The organism is Salinispora mooreana (genome assembly GCF_000379065.1).
Classification (GTDB): Bacteria; Actinomycetota; Actinomycetes; order Mycobacteriales; family Micromonosporaceae; genus Micromonospora; species Micromonospora mooreana.
In genome coordinates this window covers 606,789-627,287 of record NZ_KB900614.1, presented here as the reverse complement: position 1 = coordinate 627,287, position 20,499 = coordinate 606,789, and the positions used below count along the sequence as shown (strand labels likewise).

Sequence of the window (20,499 nt, the reverse complement as noted above, 5' to 3'; positions counted from 1 at the left end):
GGTGGACATGGACGAGCGGGCGGAGCAGCGGGCCGCCGGCAGGAGCGTGGACCGACCGCTGCTGGGCCTGGCCGTCGGCGGTGTGCTGGCCGTCGTGGCCTGGGGGGTCTGGACGCCCGAGTTGGTCTCCAGCGTCGGGGAGTCTGGCCTGGACTGGGTCATCACCACGTTCGGCTGGTTGTTCGTCGTCGCGGCGAACGCCTTCCTGGTGCTGACCTTCGTGCTGGCCCTCTCCCGGTTCGGCACCATTCGGCTGGGGGCCGAGACCGAGCGGCCGGAGTTCACCACCCTGGCCTGGATCGCCATGATGTTCAGCGCCGGGATGGGGATCGGCCTGGTCTTCTTCGCCGTGGCTGAGCCGATCCAGCACTACGCCTCGCCGCCGCCGGCCACCGGGACCGAGCCGGAGACCGGCGCCGCCGCTTCGGTCGCCATGCAGTTCACCCTCTTCCACTGGACCCTGCACCCTTGGGCGATCTACGCGGTGGTGGCGCTCGCCCTGGCCTACTCGACCTTCCGCAAGGGGCGGGAGAACCGGATCTCGGCGGTGTTCCGCCCGGTGCTCGGCTCCCGAGCCGACGGCACGATCGGGCGGATGATCGACCTGCTGTCGGTCTTCGCCACGGTCTTCGGCTCGGCGACCAGCCTCGGCCTCGGCGCGCTCCAGGTCGCCGCGGGCCTGAACCGGGTCGCCGGGATCCCCAGCGGCAGGGCGGTGGAGCTGGTGGTGATCGGGGCATTGACCCTGGCCTTCGTCGTCTCGGCCTTCTCCGGGCTGTACCGGGGCATAAAGTGGCTGTCCACCACCAACGTGGTGCTGGCGGTGTTGTTAATGCTCTTCGTCTTCGTGGTTGGCCCGACGGTCTACGTCCTTGATGTGCTGCCCGCCTCGATCGGTGACTACCTCAGCAACCTGATCTTCATGTCGACCCGGACCGGTGCCTTCTCCGAGCCGTCCTGGCTGGGCTCCTGGACGGTCTTCTACTGGGCGTGGTGGATCTCCTGGGCGCCGTTCGTCGGCACCTTCATCGCCCGCATCTCCCGTGGTCGTACGGTACGCCAGTTCCTGATCGGCGTGCTGTTGGTGCCCAGCGGGGCCAGCGTGGTCTGGTTCGCGGTGCTGGGCGGCAGCGCGCTGCGGGTGCAGGCCAACGGCGACGCGGACCTGGTCGCCGAGACCGCCGCCGGCACCGAGGAGGCGCTCTTCGGGCTGCTCGAGGCGCTGCCGCTGGGCGCGTTGACCAGCGTGCTGGCCATTGTGCTGGTGACGCTCTACTTCGTCACCAGCGCCGACTCCGCCTCTCTCGTGCTCGCGTCGCTGACCTCCCGAGGTGCGCTGCGCCCGCGCCGGGTGATCGTCGTCACCTGGGGCGTGCTGATCGGTGGAACCGCTGCGGTGCTGTTGCTGGCCGGCGGGCTGAGCGCGTTCCAACAGGCGACGATCATGGTTGCGCTGCCGTTCGTGGTGGTGATGCTCGGCCTCGCCATGTCGCTGGTCAAGGAGATGCTCCAGGACCCGGCGGTGCGGGCGCGCCCGCCCCACCGGCACGGGCTTGCCGATGCCCTGCACCACGCCCGCTCGACCAAGGAGGAGGACCCGCACGCCCGCCTGACCAAAGACGAGGAGGAGTAGTCCCCGACCATCCTGGTCTCACGCCGCGGGTCCCGCTCTGGGGATTCGGGTGGCGGTCGCCGTACCCGCGTCCCCCGGCCACCGAGACGTCGGTCGGACAGGGCAGGATGTACGGCGAGGAGGTGGCGGAGATGACGGGGCGGATCCGGGACGAGGACATCGCGTTGGTCCGCGAGCGCACCTCGATCGCGGAGATCATCTCCGAGACGGTCACCCTGCGGTCCGCCGGTGGCGGCAACCTGAAGGGGCTCTGCCCGTTCCACGACGAGAAGAGTCCGTCGTTCAACGTGTCACCGGCCCGTAACGTCTGGTATTGCTTTGGCTGCGGCGCCGGCGGGGATGCCATCAAGTTCCTGATGGATGCCGAGCACCTCAGCTTCGTCGAGTCCGTCGAGCGGTTGGCCGGCCGCGCCGGCCTTCAGCTCCGCTACGTGGCCAACGACCAGACCACCCCCCGGGCCCGACCGCAGCAGGGGCAGAAGCAGCGGCTGATCGCCGCGCACGCCGCCGCGGTCGAGTTCTACCGGGCGCAGCTAACCACCGCCGGAGCCCGGCCGGCCCGCGAGTTCCTCGCCCAACGCGGCTTCGACAAGGCCGCTGCCGAGCGGTATGCCTGCGGCTTCGCGCCCGACGGGTGGGACCTGTTGACCCGCCACCTGCGCCAGCAGGGTTTCAGTCACGACGAGCTGGTCACCGCCGGGCTGTCGCGGCCGGCCCGGTCGGGCAGCCTGATCGACCGGTTTCGGCGCCGGCTGCTCTGGCCCATCCGGGACCTGACCGGTGACGTCGTCGGCTTCGGCGCCCGCAAGCTCTTTGCCGACGACGACAGCCCGAAATATCTGAACACTCCCGAGACCCCGATCTACAAGAAGTCCCATGTCCTCTACGGCATCGACCAGGCCAAGCGGGAGATCGCCAAGCAGGGCAAGGTGGTCGTGGTCGAGGGCTACACCGATGTGATGGCCTGTCACCTGGCCGGGGTGCCGACCGCCGTGGCGACCTGTGGCACCGCTTTTGGCGGCGACCACATCGGGGTGCTGCGCCGGCTGCTGCTGGACACCGACGCCGTCGCCGGGGAGATCATCTTTACCTTCGACGGGGACGCGGCGGGGCAGAAGGCGGCGTTGCGTGCCTTCGACGACGATCAGCGCTTCGTCGGGCGTACCTTCATCGCGGTCAGCCCGGACGGGATGGACCCCTGTGAGCTGCGGCTGGCCAAGGGGGAGCTGGCCGTCCGGGACTTGGTCGCGCGCCGTGAACCGCTGGTCGACTTCGCGCTGCGGCACGTGATCGGCCGGCACGACCTCGACACCGTTGACGGTCGGGTGGAGGCGATGCGCCGGGCGGCCCCGCTGGTCGCCAAGATCAAAGACCGGGAGAAGCGCCCGGAGTACGTCCGCAAGCTCGCCGGGGACCTCGGCATGGAGATCGAGCCGGTGCAGCGGGCCGTGCTGGCCGCCGCCCACGCCCCCGGCAAGGCGAACACCGCCCCCGGCAAGGCCAACACCGCGCCCCGCGGAGCCTCGGCACCGCCGCAGTCACCGGCGGACAGCCCACAGGCGGCCGTCGAGCGGGAGGCGCTGAAGCTGGCCCTTCAGGCACCGGTGCTCGCCGGGCCGATGTTCGACGCCGTGGAGGCCACGGAGTACCGCCATCCCGTGCACGTCGAGGTCCGGGCGGCGGTGGCGGCGGCCGGGGGAGCGGCGGCGGCCACCGGCGGTGCGGTCTGGATCGAGTCGGTCCGCCACGCCTGCGCGGACCTCGCCGCCCAGGCGCTCGTCGGTGAGCTGGCTGTCGAGCCGTTGCGAATCGACGGGGAGCTCGATCCACGCTATGTGTCGGTGACGATGGCCCGCCTCCAGTGGGGGGCGGTGACCGGCCGGATCCGGGATCTCAAGTCGAGAATTCAGCGGATAAATCCGGTCAGCCACAAGGACGAGTACTTCGCCGCCTTCGGCGAATTGCTGTCCCTCGAGCAACATGCCCGGGCGTTGCGTGAGCAGGCCGCTGGTGGGCTGTGAGGCCGACCGCCGGCAGGTACGGGGCCGGTAGCCGTGGGAGGGTGCTAGATGGGGTTGTTTCGCCGCCGGCCGAAGCTGTCGCCGGCAGACCGTCCGCCGCTCGTCGCCGGGGAACGGGTGCTCGCCTGGGCTGCCGCCGGTGGCTGCGCGGAGGGCAGCGTCCTGGTCGCCACCAACCTCGGGCTGTGGCTACCCCGGCGTGCGGAACGGCTCAGTTGGCACGACATCCTCCGAGCGGTCTGGTCTGGACGGGAGCTGGTGGTCACCGCCGCCGAGCCCGTCGTCGAGCGGGACGGCTACCTGGTGGTGGCCGACCGACCCGCCGAGGCCTACCCGTTGCTGGACCCGGGGGAGCTGCCGCATCAGGTACGGGAACGGGTCACCCGCTCGGTGGCGTACACCGAGGCGCACTCGGTGCCCGGCGGTGCGGGCCGGGTGGTCGGCCGGCGGGTGCCGGGGGTTGATGGGCTGACCTGGACTGTCCGGTACGAGCCGGGCACCCCGGTTGACGATCCGGCGGTCCGTGCGGAGACCGAGCGCCTGGTCGCCGCGGCCCGCGCCGCGACCACCGCCCTGGAGGCGTGACAACGCGGCCCGGCGGCAGCGGGGCCCCGCCGCGGATCTGGACCGACGGGCTGGGCAAAAACCCGGTAGGGAGTGTCGGACCGGGTGGCTAGGGTCAGGGGGTGACCACGGCTCAACCACTCATCCAGGCGCGGGGGCTGGTGAAGCGGTTCAGCGGCTTCACCGCGGTTAACGCCATCGACGTTGCGGTCCGGGCCGGGGAGGCGTTCGGCTTCCTCGGGCCCAACGGCGCCGGCAAGTCGTCCACCATGCGCATGATCGGTTGTGTCTCGCCGCCCAGCGGTGGGGAGCTGCGCATCCTCGGCATGGATCCGGTGCGAGACGGGCCGGCGATCCGGGCCCGCCTCGGTGTCTGCCCCCAGCTCGACACGCTCGACCCGGAGTTGACCGTCCGGGAAAATCTGATCACCTACGCCCGCTACTTCGGTATCCCCCGCCGGGTGGCTCGGCTGCGCGCCGCCGAGCTGCTCGATTTCGTGCAGCTCAGCGAGCGGGCCGACAGTAAGGTGGAGCCGCTCTCCGGTGGCATGAAGCGGCGGCTCACCATCGCCCGTGCGCTCGTCAACGAGCCCGAGATCGTGCTCCTGGACGAGCCGACCACCGGTCTCGACCCGCAGGCCCGGCACCTGGTCTGGGAGCGGCTGTTCCAGCTCAAGCAGCAGGGTGTCACGCTGGTGCTCACCACGCACTACATGGACGAGGCCGAGCAGCTCTGTGACCGGCTGGTGGTGATGGACGGCGGGCGGATCGTCGCCGAAGGCTCCCCCCGCGTGCTGATCGAGCAGCACTCCACCCGCGAGGTGGTCGAGCTGCGCTTCGCGGGCGAGTCGCAGGAGCCGTTCGTCAGCAAGCTCGAACAGCTCGGCGAGCGGGTCGAGGTGTTGCCCGACCGGATCCTGCTCTACGTGCCCGACGGCGACGCGGCGGTGGTCGAGGTGACCGCGCTCGGCCTGCACCCGCTCAACGTGCTGGTGCGGCGCAGCGGCCTGGAGGATGTCTTTCTGCACCTCACCGGCCGCACTCTGATCGACTGAGGCCGCGAGGAGCCGGGCCGGGGGCCGGGTGGATGGGGAGTGAAGGCATGACACAACTCGCGGCGAGGCGGGCCCGACCCGGCCCAGCCCGGGTGCCGGCGTTGGCGGTGCTGCAATACCACCTGGTCGGCTACCGGCGCACCTGGCGGGGCGGAGCGCTCTCGTCGTTCCTGCTCCCCACGTTGACCGTGCTCGGCTTCGGCGTGGGAGTCGGGGCCTACATCGACCAGGGTGTCGATGGCGTCTCCTACCTGGAGTGGATCGTCGGGGGGCTGCTCGCGTCCACCGCGTTGCAGGTGGCGATCGCCGAGTCCACCTGGCCGGTCTACAGCAGCCTCCAGTGGACAAAGATCTACTTTGCGCAGCACGCAGCGCCACTGCGGGTTGCCGACATCGTGGCCGGTCAGCTGGCCTTCGTGCTGCTCCGGGTGCTGACCTCAGCCGCGGTGTTTCTGCTGGTGACTGGGGTGTTGGGGGCCCTGCGCTCGCCGTGGGCGGTGCTGGCGCTACCGGTGGCGGCGCTGCTCGGCCTGGCCGTTGCCGCGCCCACCTTCGCCTACGCGGCGACGGCCTCCAGCGACAGCTGGCTCGCCTTGCTGTTCCGGTTCGCGGTGATCCCGATGACGCTCTTCGCCGGGGTCTTCTTCCCGGTCGAGTCGCTGCCGGTGGGGCTGCGCTGGCTGGCGTACGCGACGCCGCTCTGGCACGCGGTTGACCTGAGCCGGGCGGCCACGCTCGGCACCGCGCCGGTCTGGTCGGTCACCGGCCATCTGTTGTACCTCGCCGCCTGGGCTGCCGGTGGGTGGCTGCTCGCCCACCGTGCCCTGCGCCGCAGGCTCGTCGTCTAGGAAAGGGGCGTCATGGTCGCTCTGGTGCTGCCCCGGCTGATGGATGTCTCGGCGGCGTCGCGACGGTCGGCCTCGGTGGCCGAACGGAACCTCTCGGCCCTAAAGTCGATCTACTGGCTGTTGTTGGTCTCCGGCTTCATCGAGCCGCTGCTCTACCTCTTCTCCATCGGGGTCGGGGTGGGGGCGCTGGTCGGTGACCTTACGCTGCCCGGCGGAGCCGTCGTCAGCTACGCGGCGTTCGTCGCGCCCGCGATGCTCGCCTCGTCGGCGATGACCGGATCGTTCGCGGAGACCACCTTCAACTTCTTCGGCAAGATGAAGTACATGAAGCTGTACGACGGGGTGATCGCCACTCCGGTGCAGCCGTTTGAGATCGCCTTCGGTGAGCTGGCCTGGGCGATGCTCCGGGGCAGCGCCTACTCCGGCGCGTTCCTCGTGGTGATGGTCGTGATGGATCTGACCACCGTCACCCGGGCGGCAGTCGCCTTCCCGGCGGCGGTGTTGGTCGGTTTCACGTTCGGGGCGATCGGCATGACGATCGCCACCTTCATGCGGAGCTGGCAGGACTTCGACCTGCTGGGGTCGGCGCAGTTCGTGCTCTTCCTCTTCTCCGGCACGTTCATCCCGGCGCAGGCCTATCCGACACTGCTGCGTTGGCTGGTCGAGGTGACTCCGCTCTACCGCGCGGTGCACCTGATCCGGGGGATCACCGTCGGCGGCAGTGGCTGGACCTGGCTGCTCGACATCGGATACCTGCTGGTGGTCCTGGCCATCGGCCTCTTTATCGCATCCCGCCGGATGAGCCGGTTGCTCTATCGGTAACCGGTGTGCCGGCGAAGGGGTCGTCCGCGGCGGTGGGGCCCCGTCGCTGGCCGTTACCGCCGAAGGTCTCGCCCAGCTTGGACTGACCGAGCTTGTCTCGGCTCTCGCTGTAGAACCGGTTCGCTTGTGCCTGCGCCACTCCCGCCGCCTCCTGGACGGTCGGGTGGTCGAGGATCTTGCGACCCCACACCACCAACTCCTCGTACGCTTCCCGGCCGGCGCGGGCGCCCAGGACGAATCCCACCGCCATCCCGCCGAGGAACATGACCTTTCCGCGCATAGCGGCTCCCTCCGTACCTGATGTGCTAACTCCCCATCCTGCTCCCCGCGCTGGTCTCCGGGTGCCCTGACGCCGATTTATCCGGAACATCCTGAATGATGGATACAGAATTCCCGCGGTAGCACCCGCAACGGCGCGCTAACCCCCTCGACCGAGGCACCCGGTGGTCCTGTACTCTTGTCCCGTCGCACGGCGAACCGGAGATCCGGAGGCTGGGCGTCGGCACGATCCCCCGTAGCTCAATTGGCAGAGCAGCCGGCTGTTAACCGGCAGGTTTTTGGTTCGAGTCCAAACGGGGGAGCTCCCTCCCCATCAAGCCCACCGGCCCAGGTCGGTGGGCTTTCCTGTGCCGGCACCGGACCATCAGTCCGGCGCATCACCCCGCAGTGGCCCTTACCGGTGTTTTCGGGATCGGAGCGGGAGCCGGAGGGCAGGATGGGAGACGTCAACCAAGACCCCTAACGCGCCGGAAGGCGCATCGGGTGGGTGCGGATGTCCGGGAAAGGGGCCGCGGGTCGGGGCGTGCTGGTCGCCCTGCTCATCACGCTCGCCTGGCTGGTGGTCGGCGGCCTCGCCGGGCCGTACACCGGCAGACTCAGTGAGGTCACCACCAACGACAACGCCGCCTTCCTCCCCACCGACGCCGAGGCGACCCGGGCCCAGGACCTCTCCGAACTCTTCGTGGACCAACTGACCACCCCGGCGCTCATCGTCTACGAACGCACCAGCGGCATCACCGACGCCGACCAGCAGCAGATCGCCGCCGACACGGCCGAGATCGCCGAAGTGCCCGGTGTGGTCGGCCCACTACCGCCGCCGATTCCCAGCGCGGACGGGCAGGCGGTCCAGCTGATCGTCCCGGTGGACGACGAGCGGGGCGAGGAGATCGCCAACGTCGTGGCGGAGCTGCGCACCGTCGTCGGTGCGGATCGAGACGGGCTCACCGTCAACGTCACCGGGCCGGCCGGCCTGCTCGCCGACCTGATCGATGTCTTCTCGGCGATCGATGGGACGCTGCTGCTGGTCACCCTCTGCGTGGTGCTCCTCATTCTGCTGGTCGTCTACCGCAGCCCGGTGCTGTGGATCTTCCCGCTGCTCGCCGCCGGCATGTCCTTCTCGGTGGCCACGGCGATCGTCTACCGGCTCGCCGAGGCCGACATCCTGACCCTCGACGGGCAGGCGCAGGGCATCCTCACCGTGCTGGTCTTCGGTGCCGGCACCGACTACGCCCTGCTCCTGATCGCCCGGTACCGGGAGGAGCTACACCGGCACGACAAGCCCGCCGCCGCCATGTTGGCGGCCTGGCGCGGCGCCGCCCCGGCGATCGCCGCCTCCGCCGGTACCACCATCGCCAGCCTGCTCTGCCTGCTGCTGTCCAGCCTGAGCTCCAACCAGGCACTCGGACCGGTCGCCGCCATCGGCATCGGCGCCACCCTGCTGGTGATGCTCACCCTCCTACCCGCGCTGCTCGTGCTCGGTGGACGCCGAGTGTTCTGGCCGCGCCAGCCGCCACTCGACCACGCCGAGCCACAGACCGAACACGGCATCTGGGGGCGCGTCGCGGGGTTCGTAGCCCGTCGGTCCCGCACGGTGTGGCTGGTCACCGCGCTCGCGCTGGCCGCGCTCTCCCTCGGCCTCACCCAGCTGGGTGTGACCACACTGGGCGAGAGCGACCTGTTTACCGAGCAGACGGACTCGGTCGCGGGCCAGGAAACGATCGCCCGACACTACCCGGCCGGCACCGGTAGCCCGGCCATCATCTTCACCCGCCAGGAGACCGCCGAGCAGGTCGCCGCCGTGGCCCAGGAGACGCCCGGCGTCGTGGCGGTACGACCCGTCACCGACCGTCCCGGCGCCGGTCCAGGCTCGGAATCGGACTCGGAAGGCGGTGCAGGGCCGACCGAGCCGCCGAAAGTCGTCAACGGCATCGTGCAACTGGAGGCGACCCTCGCCGACACACCCGACTCCGACGGCGCCGAAGAGACCATTCGCGACCTACGGGTGGCGGTCCACGCCGTACCCGCCGCCGACGCGGTCGTCGGCGGCGTCACCGCGATCAACATCGACACCGCCGACGCCTCCACCCGGGACCGCAACGTCATCATCCCGGTGGTCCTCAGCGTCATCGCCGTCATCCTGGCGCTGCTGCTGCGCGCCCTGCTCGCCCCGCTGCTGCTCGTCGCCACCGTGCTGCTCTCGTACGGTGCCACGCTGGGACTCTGCGCGCTGATCTTCAAGTACCTCCTCGACTTCCCCGGTGTGGACGCCTCCTTCCCGCTGTTCGCCTTCGTCTTCCTGGTCGCCCTCGGCATCGACTACAACATCTTCCTGATGAGCCGGATCCGGCAGGAAGCGGTGCGGCGGGGGACCCGCTCCGGGGTGCTGCACGGGCTCGTCGTCACCGGCGGCGTCATCACCTCCGCCGGCATCGTGCTCGCCGCGACGTTCAGCGCACTGGCCGTACTCCCGTTGGTGGTGCTCATCGAACTGGGCGTGGCGGTCGCCGTGGGCGTCCTGATCGACACGATCATCGTCCGCTCGCTGCTGGTGCCCGCCCTCGCGTACGACATCGGGCCGAAGATCTGGTGGCCGAGCCGGCTGGCCCGGACCAACGGAGAACGGGAGTCCCGCGATGCCGGTTGATACCGACGTGGTGATCGTCGGTGGCGGCCTGGCCGGGCTGGCGACGGCGCGCCGGCTGCACCGCGCCGGGGTGCCCTGGCGGCTCCTCGAAGCGACCGGCCGGCTTGGCGGCCGGGTTGGCACCGACCTCATTGACGGATTCCGACTCGACCGGGGCTTCCAGGTGCTCAACACCGCGTACCCGCGGCTCGGCACCCTGTTGGACGTCAACCAGCTCGACCTCGGGTACCTCGTCCCCGGGGTGCTGGTGCGCCACGGCGACACCCGCAGCAGACTGGTCAACCCGCTCCGCGAGCCCGTCGGCGCGCCCACCACCCTGCTCGCCGGAGTCGGGTCGCTGCGCGACCGGCTCCGCTTCGCCGCACTCGCCACCGGCGCCGCCACGCTGCCCGCGCGGCAGCTACTCAACGCCCCGGAGACCACCACCGAGGCGGCACTGCGTCGCGCCGGCCTCTCCGACACCATCATTGAGCAGCTGCTGCGGCCGTTTCTCTCCGGCGTGTTCCTGGAGCGCGAGCTGGAGACCTCCAGCCACGTCTTCGCGCTGGTGCTGCGCTCCTTCGTCCGGGGCCGCATCGGGCTGCCTGCCGAGGGAATGGCCGCGCTGCCGTACGCGATCGCCGCCCCGCTCCCCGCCGACCTGATCGACCTGGACACCTCGGTTGACCACGTCGCGCCGGGCCGGGTGCGGACCCCGGCCGGTGCCATCACCGCCCGGGCCGTCGTGGTCGCGGTCGACCCATCCACGGCGACCACCCTGCTGCCGGCGCTGTCCGCGGTACGCATGCACAGCTACACGACCTGGTACCACGCCACCGAGACAGCGCCGCTGACGGAGCCGATTCTGCTCGTTGACGGTGACCGCCGAGAACTGATCGCCAACACCGTCGTTGTCAGCAAGGCGGCACCGACGTACGCGCCGAAGGGGCGGCACCTCGTCGCCACCTCGATGGTGGGCCCGGCCGTACCGCCCGAGCCAGTGATCCGAACCGAGCTGGCCCGCCTCTACGGACAGTCCACCGCCGACTGGGCTCACCTGAGCACCGTCACCATCGCCGGGGCGCTCCCCGCCGCGCCACCGCCACAGGGCCGGCTGCGGCGGCCGGTCGCTCTCGGCGACGGTCTCTTCGTCGCCGGCGACCACCGGGACAGCCCGTCGATTCAGGGTGCGCTGGCCAGCGGCTGGCGTACCGCCGGGGCGGTCCTCGCGTACCTGCGGTCAGCGGCCTGAGAGCTCCTCGGCCGAGCGGGCTGGGAGCACACTGTTATCCTCGCGTTGCCCATCGTGCTACAGCGCCTGGCGCCGTGACCGAGGGAAGCTGGTGTGTGCTGGCCATTGATCAACCAGGCGGGTACGATCCAGCGCGGTACCGGGGCGGTAGCTCAGCTGGTCAGAGCAGGGGACTCATAATCCCTCGGTCGCGGGTTCAAGTCCCGCCCGCCCCACCATCAAGAAGCGCGCTTGACCTGGTGTTTCTTGCCACTCTTGCGATCTTTTCCATTGCTCGGCGTCGATACAGAGGGCCGCTGTGAGCCCGACGTGAGCCCGGCGGATCAGGTGCACGCCGAGGGCCGCGCCGAGCTGCGCCAATCGCAACAGGTTCGTGGTCGCCCGCAGCGCTTCGTCCTTGTCCGCACGGGAGGCGACCAGGTACAGCTCTGCCAACTCGTCGACGATCACGACCACCGGCGACCGGCAGGCGAATTGCGGTACATAAAACACAGCTTGGCACAGTGCCAGTAGCGCTAGCGACAGTTGGCATCGTGCCAATTGGGCTATTGCCAGTAGCTACCGGCGCGCAGACAACCGCGATCCGGCTACAGCCCTCGTTCCGCCGACCGCAGGCGGTAGGTTCATCACGTGTTTCCGATGACTCTGCAAGGGATCACGACCGTTGTCGGCGGAGCCGTCCACGACGCTCCCCAAGGCGTGATCGTGACCGCCCCAGTTGTGTTCGACAGCCGCCGTGTCGAGGCCGGCGGCATGTTCGTGGCGCTGCCTGGTGAGCGCGTCGACGGGCACGACTTCGCCGCCCAGGCGATCGAGGCCGGTGCGGCGGCGGTGCTGGCGTCACGGCCGGTTGGAGTACCCGCCGTGGTCGTCGAGGACGTGCCCACCGCCTACGGGCGACTCGCCCGCGCGGTGGTGGACCGGCTGCCGCAGACCACCGTGATCGGGGTGACCGGCTCGGTGGGCAAGACGTCGACCAAGGACATCCTCGCCCAGGTGCTGCCCGTGTGGGGTGCCACGGTGGCCAACCGGGCGTCGAACAACAACGAGCTTGGGTTGCCGTACACGGTCACCCGCGCCACCGCCGATACCCGCTATCTGGTGTTGGAGATGGGCGCACGGGGGATCGGGCATGTGGCGTATCTGACCCGCATAGCTCCGCCCACCGTCAGCGTCGTCACCCGCGTCGGACATGCGCACCTTGGCGAGTTCGGGTCGGTGGAGAACATCGCCCAGGCCAAGGGTGAGATCGTGGAAGCGCTGCCCGACGCCCGCGACGGCGGGTTGGCCGTGCTCAACGGTGACGATGTGTTGGTGGCCGCGCTGGCGAGCCGTACCCGCGCCCGGGTGTTGACCTACGGCATCGACAACCCGGCTGACGTGCGCGCCGAGAGCGTGACCGTGGACGAGTTGGGCCGCGCCGGTTTCCGGCTGATGCATGACGGCCAGGCCGCCGAGGTGCGGTTGCGTCTCTACGGGCTGCACCAGGCGTCCAACGCGTTGGCCGTCGCCACGGTCGCTCTCGGTCTGGGGCACCCGATCGAGGCGGTAGCCGACGCGGTGTCACAAGCCGAGGCGGTGTCGCCCGGCCGCATGCAGGTCAGCACCCGCGCCGACGGGGTGACCGTCATCAACGACGCCTATAACGCCGCGCCCGACGCGATGCGGGCCGCGTTGCGCGCCTTGCACGCGATGGCCGGCGACGGGCGGCGGGCGGTCGCGGTGCTCGGGGAGATGGCCGAGCTGGGCGACCACGCCGCACAGGTGCACCGCGAGATCGGGCAGCAGGTGGCCGAGATCGGAGCCGGGTGGCTAGTCGCCATCGGCGGAGCCGACGCCGAGCAGTACGCGACCGGAGCAGCCGGCAACGGCACGGCCCTAGACCGGGCGGGCAACGTAGCCGAGGCGTGGGAGTTGCTGCGCGACGGGTTGCGGCCGGGCGACGTGGTGTTGGTCAAGGCAGCCAACAGCGCCGGGCTCCTCGCGCTCGCGGACAAGCTAATCGAGGAACCCGGCGCCGTCACCACCCAGGCGTAGCACTCACGCGGACAACGCGACCTCGCTCCGGCTGCTCAGAGCGTCAAGGATCGCCGCACCGTAGCCGGTTACGTCACCGGTGCCCATCGTCAGCACCACGTCACCGCGGCCAGCCATCCGCCCGATGAGCCGCGCCGCCTGGTCCGGGCCGAGCGGCAGGCAGTAGTCGCCCTCGCGCAGCCGGGCCACGATCGCGGAGGTGTCCGCCACGGGTCGACCGGTCGGCACCGTGCCGTGCACATCCAGGAGCAAGACGTGATCGGCCTTGTCCGCCAGAACGCCGCCGATGCGCTCCCCGAACGCCAGCACGCGGGCGTGTCCGGATGGCTGGAACACCACGAACACCCGACCCCGCGCCAGGGTGCGCGCGGCATCCAGATCGGCGGCGATCTCGTGCGGGTGATCGGCGTAGGAGTCGATCACCGTTACCCCGGCGCGGGTGTCGATGTGCTCGAACCGCCGACGCACCCCGGCGAAAGAGCACACTGCCCCGGCCACGTCGACGGGGTCCAGGCCCAGCGCCACCGCGCACGCAATGGCCGCCGCCGCGTTGTCCAGGTGGTGCGCCGCCGGAGTCGGCAAGGTCAGCCGGACCTCTGTTCCGTTCGGCATCCGCACCGTCGCGGACACACTCCAGCCCTCGGCGTGCACGTCCAACAGCCGCACATCCGCCGTCCGGTCCCAGCCATAGCGCAGTACCGTCAGGTCGGGACGCTCGTCGGCGATCACATCGGCGGCCACCGTCGCCCCCACACAATCCGCGTTGACGATCAGGAACCCGTCGGGGGCGACCCGGCCGCCGAACCCGACGTAGGCCCGCAGAACCTCGGCGTGGCTGACAAAGTTCTCCGGGTGGTCGTCGGTCACGTTCGTGATGACCGCGATCGACGGAGTAAGGAAGTGGAACGAGCGGTCCGACTCGTCCGCCTCCGCCACCAGCAGCCGAGACGCGCCGAGGTGGGCGCCCGAGCCGACCTCGGCCACGTCGGCACCGATCAGGTAACTCGGGTCCTGCCCAAGCGTGCGCAGGATGTGAGCGAGCATGCCCGCCGTGGTGGACTTGCCATGCGATCCGGACACCGCCACCAGCCGCCGCGCGGCGGCCAACACGTCGAGGAGCTGCGCCCGATGCACCACCGGGACGCCCGCGACCCGGGCCGCACGCACCTCGGGCGCGTTCTGCGCGACGGTGGTGTAGACGACGCAGCTAGCGCCCTCAGTGCGCGCCGGGTCGTGCCCAACCTGCGCTCGCACGCCGGCTGCACGCAGCGCCGCCAGCGCGGCCGAGTCACGTAGATCGCTGCCGCTGACCTCGTGGCCCAACTCGACCAACAGCCGCGCCAGGCCGGACATCGCGCAACCGCCGATGCCCACGAAGTGCGGACGGGACAGGTCGATCGGACCGGTGTACGCCTCGATTGTCGGGTTACCAGTGATCGTGTCGGTCATGGTGCCGTGTCTCCTTCTGTGTGAAAGCTGACGGGTTCGTGCCATGAGCTGACGTGCTAGAGGGATTCACTCCTTCCACTCGTGCGACTCCTTGCACGCGGTCGAGCTGACCTCGGGTCACCGTCTCGGCCGCGCGAGTCCAATCGATCTGTGTCGGGCCATCCGACGCCCGTGTCGCCGAAGCAGACGGTGGAGCGGCCCGAAGCGACGGCAGGTAGCCCGCAGGCGGCATCGTCGGCCCAGGGGTCAGGCGCTTGCGCCTACGCCCTGACCGGCATGCCGGACGCCCGGCCGCGCGGGAGGCGGCGTGACCGATACGGACGGTGCCGAGGACGGCTCAGGTCCGCGTCGTCATCCACGGCGCTGTCTTCCATCCGCTTGGACGACGGACGAGCGGCCGAGGTGCGCCGCCGACGTAGCTACTGCTACTTCATTAAGCAGGAGTTGAAGATCGCGGCACATACGCACCTTGGCGGCGACTCAGACAAGCGCAGCCGGATCCGCTCCATCGCTCTCTGATCGCGTAAGCGGCTCGACAGCATCTCGGTTTCCGCCCACGCGGCCACCTACAAACCACCGGCACCCAGAGCAAGATCACACGCCAACCAGAACTCTCGTGGAGTTGACTGCCGTCCCGTCTCGACGCTGGCGACCGTGCTGCGCGACCAGCGAGAACCATCCGGGCGAGGTCCACCTGTCTGACGCCGGCAGCCCTACGCGTGTTCGCTAACCGAGCCCCCAGCAACCGAAGAGCATCCGCCACCGTTGCTGGCGTCACCGGCTCCGCAGCAGCGCGTAGGGGGATAAGCGCAGCGGTGGCAACTGCCATGACGACCACCTACCGCGCCGCGAGCAGCATGGGCACACCGACACGACGCGCGCCGACCAGCTCCGGGCGAGTAGCCCCGGGCCGACGGCTGGGCAGACGTAGTGATCGCGTGAACACCAACACTGCTGCTTCCCGGGAAGCGCACGGCCCCGCCGTTCCGCAGCTCAGACACCTACCATCCGCGCTCGACACCGCGTGTCGCTCAAGCGCGACCTGCGCGGCATCTACCTGTTCGCCGCCGGGGTACATGGCCATCCTCAACCGCCTTTCACGCTGGTGGTCGTACGCCTTGCGGGCGGAAGACCGGGCGTTGTCCGGCCTAGCGCAACGTGCCGACCGCCTGCCTGCGTGGACTGAGCAGCGCAAAGCAGGAGCCGCAACGCCGTAATCGACCTATCGCTTATCGTTACGACACGATGCCGTGGGGCGGACCTTGGGCAACATGACAGAGGATGGATGTCGATATGCACCTCATGCATGGGCACAACCGACACTCGGATGGGATCTTGGAGAGGCACTGTCTACCATCAAGGCTCGGCAGCCACGCAAGGACGCCAAGATGACATCGACCCGCCAGACCCGCTATTGCCGCTGCGGCGCACGGCTCGCACGCGACAACACCGATGGCCGCTGTTCACCCTGCTCGTCCCGCGACCGACAGCACCCAGAGTCAGCGCCGAAGGTTCCGGCCGACTTTTGGAGCGAGGTCGTCCTTGCTCGAGCGCTACAAGACCGCCACATGGGCCGAGTGATCCGAGCCTGGCGAACCCACCCCTACCATGGCCGCCATCCGATATCTCAAGATCAGGCCGCTTCCTGGGTCGGCATGAGCCAAGCTCAACTAAGCCGGATCGAGAACGGTCCCCCCGTCGTCCACCTTGACCGCTTGGCGCAGTGGGCAGCAGTGCTACACATACCGGAAGACCGATTGTGGTTCGCACTGCCAGCCGCTAACGAAGAGCTGGACGAGAAAGAGGGCACAGTGAACCGCCGCCAGTTCCTTTCCTCGACGGCCGCCACCGCCGCCAGCGGGTTTCTGTACGACCCTTCGATTCCCGCCCAGCCAATTGGTGACCACGAAGCCGTCGATTGGCTCGCATGGCACCTTTGGCAAAACCGTAAGGACGAGCTGGATCCTTCCCGAATCCCGCAGTCAATTTCTCATCGCTTGAACGCGCACCCACACGTCCTACGAACAGCAGGCGGAGCCTACCGATTCATGGACCCGGCACTGACCGACGTTCTCGTCGCCCACCGCGTATTCGGTGACATCGCCCAGGGCAGCGGGCATCTCCTCGCTACCGCCCAGACCAGTCACGTCACCGATCTCACCATCAGCGCTCTGGCAGCCGAAAACGAGAAAGCATGCCGGGGCCTGACCGCATGGATGCGTAGTGGTGCCACCGCAGTCCTCAGAGTCAACTCCGCCGGCATCCTCGCCAAGTTGGGAGCGGCTGACCTTAGCGATGCGGCAATCTCGGCCATCCGCAGCGACCGAGACGCCCGACACCTCTACGTCACAGCCGTCGCCAGCCGAGTCCTGGAACTGCCGTGGGAGCGAGCAGCCGATCTATCCGGCGCGACAAACACACATGCAGCCGACTGGACGCTTGGTGAAGGTGACGGCACGAAAGCGTGGGCATCGCGCCGTCTTTCCGATGAGCTTGCGAACAACCGGGACGCCGCCGCCCGATGGTGCAGCGCCGTACTGTTCGCGACGTGCATAGACGTAGAGGATACGCGGATGCGATCCGCTCTGATGTTGGCTGTCAAGAACGAACCGTGCCGCGAAAACCTGCGCGCATATGCGGCAGTGCTGGCCGGTGCCACTCCTCTAAAGATTGGATAAGCAGTCGATGAAGCTGTTGAGCGTCAAGCCTGGTGAAGAAGTAATCGACACGCTTACCCGGCGTGCAGCGGAAGAGGGCATAGCGAATGGCGCAATCGTCTCTCTCATCGGTGCTGTTGAGGGGTGCGCGATCAGCAACATGCCTGCGGACGACGCAAGCACGGACATCGTCAACGAGTACCGGCAGCCATTCGAGTTGAGTGGCACCGGCGAGATCCGGGACGGCAAGGTCCATGTGCATGTGGTCCTCGGCCGCGAGGGCGACGGAGCACTTGCCGGTCACCTGCACTGGGCGCGCGTCGAAACCTTCTTCGTGCACGCGTACACGATCCCGTTGGAGTAGGGTAGCCAGAGTCAGAAGGAATAGCCCAATCACCTATCGCTACCCCTCCACAAGCTGGCAGTAGGTAAGCGTGCCATGAAAGCGGGGACTCAGGTCGGCCCACGCGGCGAGGCCAAGCCAACCGACCTGGCCGACTCAGGTGCTCGGACTGTACTTCGCAGATCCCGGAGCGGCTCAGGCAGAGCGGCAGCCAAAGTGAGCCCGACGTGAGCCCGGACGTCGTAGAGGCCGGCGTTTGCCGCGTCGAGTGCTTTCTTGAGGCCGGGGCGTTCGGTGGTGGGCGGGCCCACGCGGGGTGGGCCGCCGTTGGGCTGGGTTCGGGTGGGGTTCAGGTGGCGAGGTCGGGGTGCTCACGCCGGAAGTGGTTGAGGAGGACGGCGAGGGCTTCGGCGGCGTTATCGAGGTCTTCGGCGGTCATGGGAATGGTGTCGACGCGTACGATCCGCATCGGAATCGTCGTTTCCTTCTTGTTGGTGGGGACGTGTTTCGCGCCGCCGTTATTATTCGCGGTACCGGGATGCGGGTCGTCAGGATAGCTCCGGACGGCGTTTTCGTCGTCATACGACGCGGTGGCAACGGTCCTCCGAAAAGCGTGTGAAGCTGTGGGGGTCGGAGTCCTTCGTTCATGCGGTTTCCTCTCTTACGCGGAGTCGCGCGACTGATCTGATTGATGCGGAAGGGGCGACTCGTGGCGGGTCGCTCTATCTGGCGTCCGGGAGGCGGGGACGGTACCTCCGAGCGCTGTCACCGGGGAGTGATTCGGACTGCCAGCGACTCACCACAACTCACGCGGGCTGCTGGAGAGCCGCTGACAGTTTCGAATTCTTGCTGTCACCGCGAGCGCAGAGGTACCTTCCGCCCTCCATCGTTGGGAGCCGGCGCGGACGGCTACCGCTCGCCGCGCCTGGACGGGGCCGTCGGGTCAGCGGGCGGTCCTTGTCGCCCCGCCTGTGCGGGCGTGTCCGGCCGCCGTGCGTGGTTCGGCGCTTGGCGGGGTCAGGTGGTCTGCTCAGCGCGGCTGCCGGCGGCGGCGAGGTCCGCCAGGCGCATCGGCGCGCGACGGAAGCGGAACCAGAGCGTCGCCGACGTGCTCCCCGACCTTGAGAAGGCACTGGCGCACCAACCGGCCTGACACTACGGTCAAACGATGACGAGCATCGATCTTGACGCTCTGGTCGTCGGCGCTGGCGTATCCGGCCTCACCACCGCCATCTGCCTCGCCGAAGCCGGGCTGCGGGTCCAGATCTGGGCAGCCGAGTCACCCGAGCGGACCACCTCGTACGCGGCCGGGGCGATGTGGGGTCCGTACCTCGTCGAACCTGTCGGCCGGGTACGTGTCTGGAGCGCCCAGACGCTTGACGTCCTGCGGCAACTCGCGACCGACACGGCGACCGGTGTACGGCTCGTCTCCGGCGTCGAGGCGTCCCGCAAGCCGGTCGAACCGCCGGAGTGGGGAAACGAGCTTGATGGATTCAGGATGTGTGAGCCGGACGAGTTGCCGGACGGCTTCGCCACCGGGTGGCGCTACACGGCTCCGCTGGTCGACATGCCGGTTTACCTTGGCTACCTGCGAGAGCGGCTCCGGAAAGCTGGCGGCGAGATCGCGATCCGCCGGGTCGACTCACTCGATGAGACCGTTGATGTCGCCCCAGTGGTCGTCAACTGCACCGGGATGGGCGCCCACGACCTCGTACCCGACCCCGACCTGGCCCCGATCCGCGGGCAGCTCGTCGTGGTCGACAACCCGGGCATCACCGAGTTTTTCTCCGAAGACACCGGGCTCTCACCGGACCTGCTGCACTTCTATCCGCAGGGCGAGACACTGGTCCTCGGCGGCACCGCCCAACCCGACGCGTGGAACCCGCGGCCCGATCCGGACATCGCCGCAGCGATCGTCGCACGCTGTGCCGAGATCGAACCGCGCCTTCGTAGGGCCCGGGTCATCGAGCACCGAGTCGGCNTANGGCCNACCCGACCATACGTACGCGTCGAAGAGCGCCGAATCGNNGGCACCAGGGTGATCCACAACTACGGACACGGCGGAGCCGGCGTCACCCTCTCCTGGGGGTGCGCCCTGGAAGTTGCCTCCTCTCTGGTCAGGGTGTCTGGCTGATCTCATCGATGAACGACGCCGAACCCGGGAATTCACCCGGGACTGCCCCCGTAGTCGGCGCTGACGCACCTGGAGGCCACCCGACGCACCGACCGGCCAAAGAGAAAGCCGCTGCCGGAGCGCACCGGGTGCGCGTCCGCGTACTCGGCCCACCGACCATCCTCGGGGTCCCCGCCGGCCAACACCTCCGCCCCCAGGCCCTGGAGTTCCTCGTCTACCTCATCGTCCAAGGAGGCACGGCCCACCAAGACGAGGTCCTCGACGACCTCCTACCCGAGCCACGGCACCGCCTGGCCATACAGCGGCCGACCGCCCGGCCGTTCAGCTCGACCGCGCTGTCCAGCAGGGCGGCCAGGCCCAGGTACATCGAAGCGGTGTAGCTGTTGCCGATCACCGAGTTGTACGCGGTGGTCGGCTGGACAGCCCGGTCCACGTCAGCCGCCTCGGCGTCCAGTCCGCAGTGCCGCAGCAGGTGCCGGTGCGCCTTGTACGCCATCTTGGTGAACGGCTGGTGATAGCAGAACGCCTGGAACTCGGTCAGCGCCCGGCCGCCCTGCTCGGCGTAGTCCTTTCACGCGCCCTGCACCGCCTGGAGGTACGCCGCGATGGACTCCTGCCCGATCCTGCTAGTAGTGCTTTGTTAGGTTGGGACGAGTTGGTGGCAGAGGGGGCAGAACCCGAGCCAGGTCGCGAGTAGGTATTGCAGTTCGCGCAGGACGGCGTAGAGGCTCAGGTCTGCCCCGCTGCTTTTGGGCGTGTCAGCCTCAGGTGGGTGAGGAATA

Annotated in this window: 18 protein-coding genes and 2 tRNA genes; 15 read left to right on the top strand and 5 right to left on the bottom strand. The window is 69.0% G+C overall.

Annotated elements, in window-relative coordinates; genetic code table 11:
* Nucleotides 1–7 precede the first annotated feature (7 nt).
* The 6 genes from SALPAC6_RS0102955 to SALPAC6_RS0102930 all read left to right on the top strand — a co-directional run bounded on the left by SALPAC6_RS0102955 (nucleotide 8) and on the right by SALPAC6_RS0102930 (nucleotide 6,943).
* Nucleotides 8–1,633: a BCCT family transporter gene (locus SALPAC6_RS0102955; protein ID WP_018251960.1), complete on the top strand. Its 1,626-nt coding sequence runs from the start codon at nucleotides 8–10 to the stop codon at nucleotides 1,631–1,633.
* 107 nt (nucleotides 1,634–1,740) lie between these two features.
* Nucleotides 1,741–3,654: a DNA primase gene (dnaG, locus tag SALPAC6_RS0102950; protein WP_018251959.1), complete on the top strand. Its 1,914-nt coding sequence runs from the start codon at nucleotides 1,741–1,743 to the stop codon at nucleotides 3,652–3,654.
* A gap of 48 nt (nucleotides 3,655–3,702) precedes the next feature.
* Nucleotides 3,703–4,239, top strand: coding sequence for a hypothetical protein (locus tag SALPAC6_RS0102945; RefSeq protein ID WP_018251958.1), 537 nt, complete (start codon nucleotides 3,703–3,705; stop codon nucleotides 4,237–4,239).
* A gap of 101 nt (nucleotides 4,240–4,340) precedes the next feature.
* The gene (locus tag SALPAC6_RS0102940; RefSeq protein WP_018251957.1) at nucleotides 4,341–5,273 is read left to right on the top strand and encodes an ABC transporter ATP-binding protein; all 933 of its coding nucleotides are present in this window, start codon (nucleotides 4,341–4,343) and stop codon (nucleotides 5,271–5,273) included.
* Nucleotides 5,274–5,320: 47 nt separating this feature from the next.
* Nucleotides 5,321–6,121: an ABC transporter permease gene (locus SALPAC6_RS0102935; RefSeq protein WP_018251956.1), complete on the top strand. Its 801-nt coding sequence runs from the start codon at nucleotides 5,321–5,323 to the stop codon at nucleotides 6,119–6,121.
* A gap of 12 nt (nucleotides 6,122–6,133) precedes the next feature.
* Nucleotides 6,134–6,943 carry an ABC transporter permease gene (locus SALPAC6_RS0102930; protein ID WP_018251955.1) on the top strand — a complete coding sequence of 270 codons (810 nt, stop codon included), beginning with the start codon at nucleotides 6,134–6,136 and terminating at the stop codon, nucleotides 6,941–6,943.
* On the opposite strand, the gene SALPAC6_RS0102925 is transcribed toward SALPAC6_RS0102930, so the two are convergent.
* Nucleotides 6,903–7,223: a hypothetical protein gene (locus tag SALPAC6_RS0102925; RefSeq protein ID WP_018251954.1), complete on the bottom strand. Its 321-nt coding sequence runs from the start codon at nucleotides 7,221–7,223 to the stop codon at nucleotides 6,903–6,905. The genes SALPAC6_RS0102930 and SALPAC6_RS0102925 overlap by 41 nt on opposite strands.
* Nucleotides 7,224–7,451: 228 nt before the next feature.
* On the opposite strand from SALPAC6_RS0102925, the gene SALPAC6_RS0102920 reads away from it, so the two are divergent.
* From SALPAC6_RS0102920 to SALPAC6_RS0102905, 4 genes are all read left to right on the top strand, one after another.
* A tRNA-Asn gene (locus SALPAC6_RS0102920) sits at nucleotides 7,452–7,524 on the top strand.
* 191 nt (nucleotides 7,525–7,715) lie between these two features.
* Nucleotides 7,716–9,866, top strand: a complete 2,151-nt coding sequence (locus SALPAC6_RS0102915; RefSeq protein WP_026189271.1) for an MMPL family transporter — start codon at nucleotides 7,716–7,718, stop codon at nucleotides 9,864–9,866.
* Entirely contained in the window at nucleotides 9,856–11,097 is a 1,242-nt protein-coding gene (locus SALPAC6_RS0102910) for an NAD(P)/FAD-dependent oxidoreductase (protein ID WP_018251952.1), read from the top strand. Before SALPAC6_RS0102915 ends, SALPAC6_RS0102910 begins: the two co-directional genes overlap by 11 nt.
* 141 nt (nucleotides 11,098–11,238) lie before the next feature.
* Nucleotides 11,239–11,315 (top strand) — tRNA-Ile (locus SALPAC6_RS0102905).
* On the opposite strand, the gene SALPAC6_RS31135 is transcribed toward SALPAC6_RS0102905, so the two are convergent.
* Complete coding sequence (locus tag SALPAC6_RS31135; RefSeq protein WP_397539756.1) at nucleotides 11,272–11,547, bottom strand: hypothetical protein; 276 nt, start codon at nucleotides 11,545–11,547, stop codon at nucleotides 11,272–11,274. The genes SALPAC6_RS0102905 and SALPAC6_RS31135 overlap by 44 nt on opposite strands.
* Before the next feature lie 255 nt (nucleotides 11,548–11,802).
* On the opposite strand from SALPAC6_RS31135, the gene SALPAC6_RS0102895 reads away from it, so the two are divergent.
* Nucleotides 11,803–13,134, top strand: a complete 1,332-nt coding sequence (locus SALPAC6_RS0102895; RefSeq protein WP_223874417.1) for a UDP-N-acetylmuramoyl-tripeptide--D-alanyl-D-alanine ligase — start codon at nucleotides 11,803–11,805, stop codon at nucleotides 13,132–13,134.
* Nucleotides 13,135–13,137: 3 nt separating this feature from the next.
* Here SALPAC6_RS0102895 and murC read toward each other — a convergent pair whose 3' ends face one another.
* Nucleotides 13,138–14,583 (bottom strand): UDP-N-acetylmuramate--L-alanine ligase, encoded by a 1,446-nt coding sequence (murC, locus tag SALPAC6_RS0102890; protein WP_018251950.1) that lies wholly within the window; start codon nucleotides 14,581–14,583, stop codon nucleotides 13,138–13,140.
* A 378-nt stretch (nucleotides 14,584–14,961) separates the two neighbouring features.
* On the opposite strand from murC, the gene SALPAC6_RS29310 reads away from it, so the two are divergent.
* The 4 genes from SALPAC6_RS29310 (at nucleotide 14,962) to SALPAC6_RS0102870 (ending at nucleotide 19,717) form a co-directional block, all read left to right on the top strand.
* Nucleotides 14,962–15,102: a hypothetical protein gene (locus SALPAC6_RS29310; protein WP_162561511.1), complete on the top strand. Its 141-nt coding sequence runs from the start codon at nucleotides 14,962–14,964 to the stop codon at nucleotides 15,100–15,102.
* Nucleotides 15,103–15,854: 752 nt separating this feature from the next.
* The gene (locus SALPAC6_RS0102885) at nucleotides 15,855–17,261 is read left to right on the top strand and encodes a helix-turn-helix domain-containing protein (RefSeq protein WP_317888981.1); all 1,407 of its coding nucleotides are present in this window, start codon (nucleotides 15,855–15,857) and stop codon (nucleotides 17,259–17,261) included.
* Between the two features lie 7 nt (nucleotides 17,262–17,268).
* Complete coding sequence (locus SALPAC6_RS27140; protein WP_018251948.1) at nucleotides 17,269–17,604, top strand: PPC domain-containing DNA-binding protein; 336 nt, start codon at nucleotides 17,269–17,271, stop codon at nucleotides 17,602–17,604.
* A gap of 1,147 nt (nucleotides 17,605–18,751) precedes the next feature.
* Entirely contained in the window at nucleotides 18,752–19,717 is a 966-nt protein-coding gene (locus SALPAC6_RS0102870) for an FAD-dependent oxidoreductase (protein ID WP_018251946.1), read from the top strand.
* 32 nt (nucleotides 19,718–19,749) lie between these two features.
* Here the strand turns inward: SALPAC6_RS0102870 and SALPAC6_RS0102865 are convergent, their stop codons facing one another.
* Nucleotides 19,750–19,947 (bottom strand): hypothetical protein, encoded by a 198-nt coding sequence (locus tag SALPAC6_RS0102865; RefSeq protein ID WP_223874416.1) that lies wholly within the window; start codon nucleotides 19,945–19,947, stop codon nucleotides 19,750–19,752.
* A complete protein-coding gene (locus SALPAC6_RS29910; protein ID WP_018251944.1) occupies nucleotides 19,932–20,213 on the bottom strand; it encodes a hypothetical protein in 282 nt (93 codons plus the stop codon). The genes SALPAC6_RS0102865 and SALPAC6_RS29910 overlap by 16 nt, the downstream gene beginning before the upstream one ends.
* Nucleotides 20,214–20,499 lie beyond the last annotated feature (286 nt).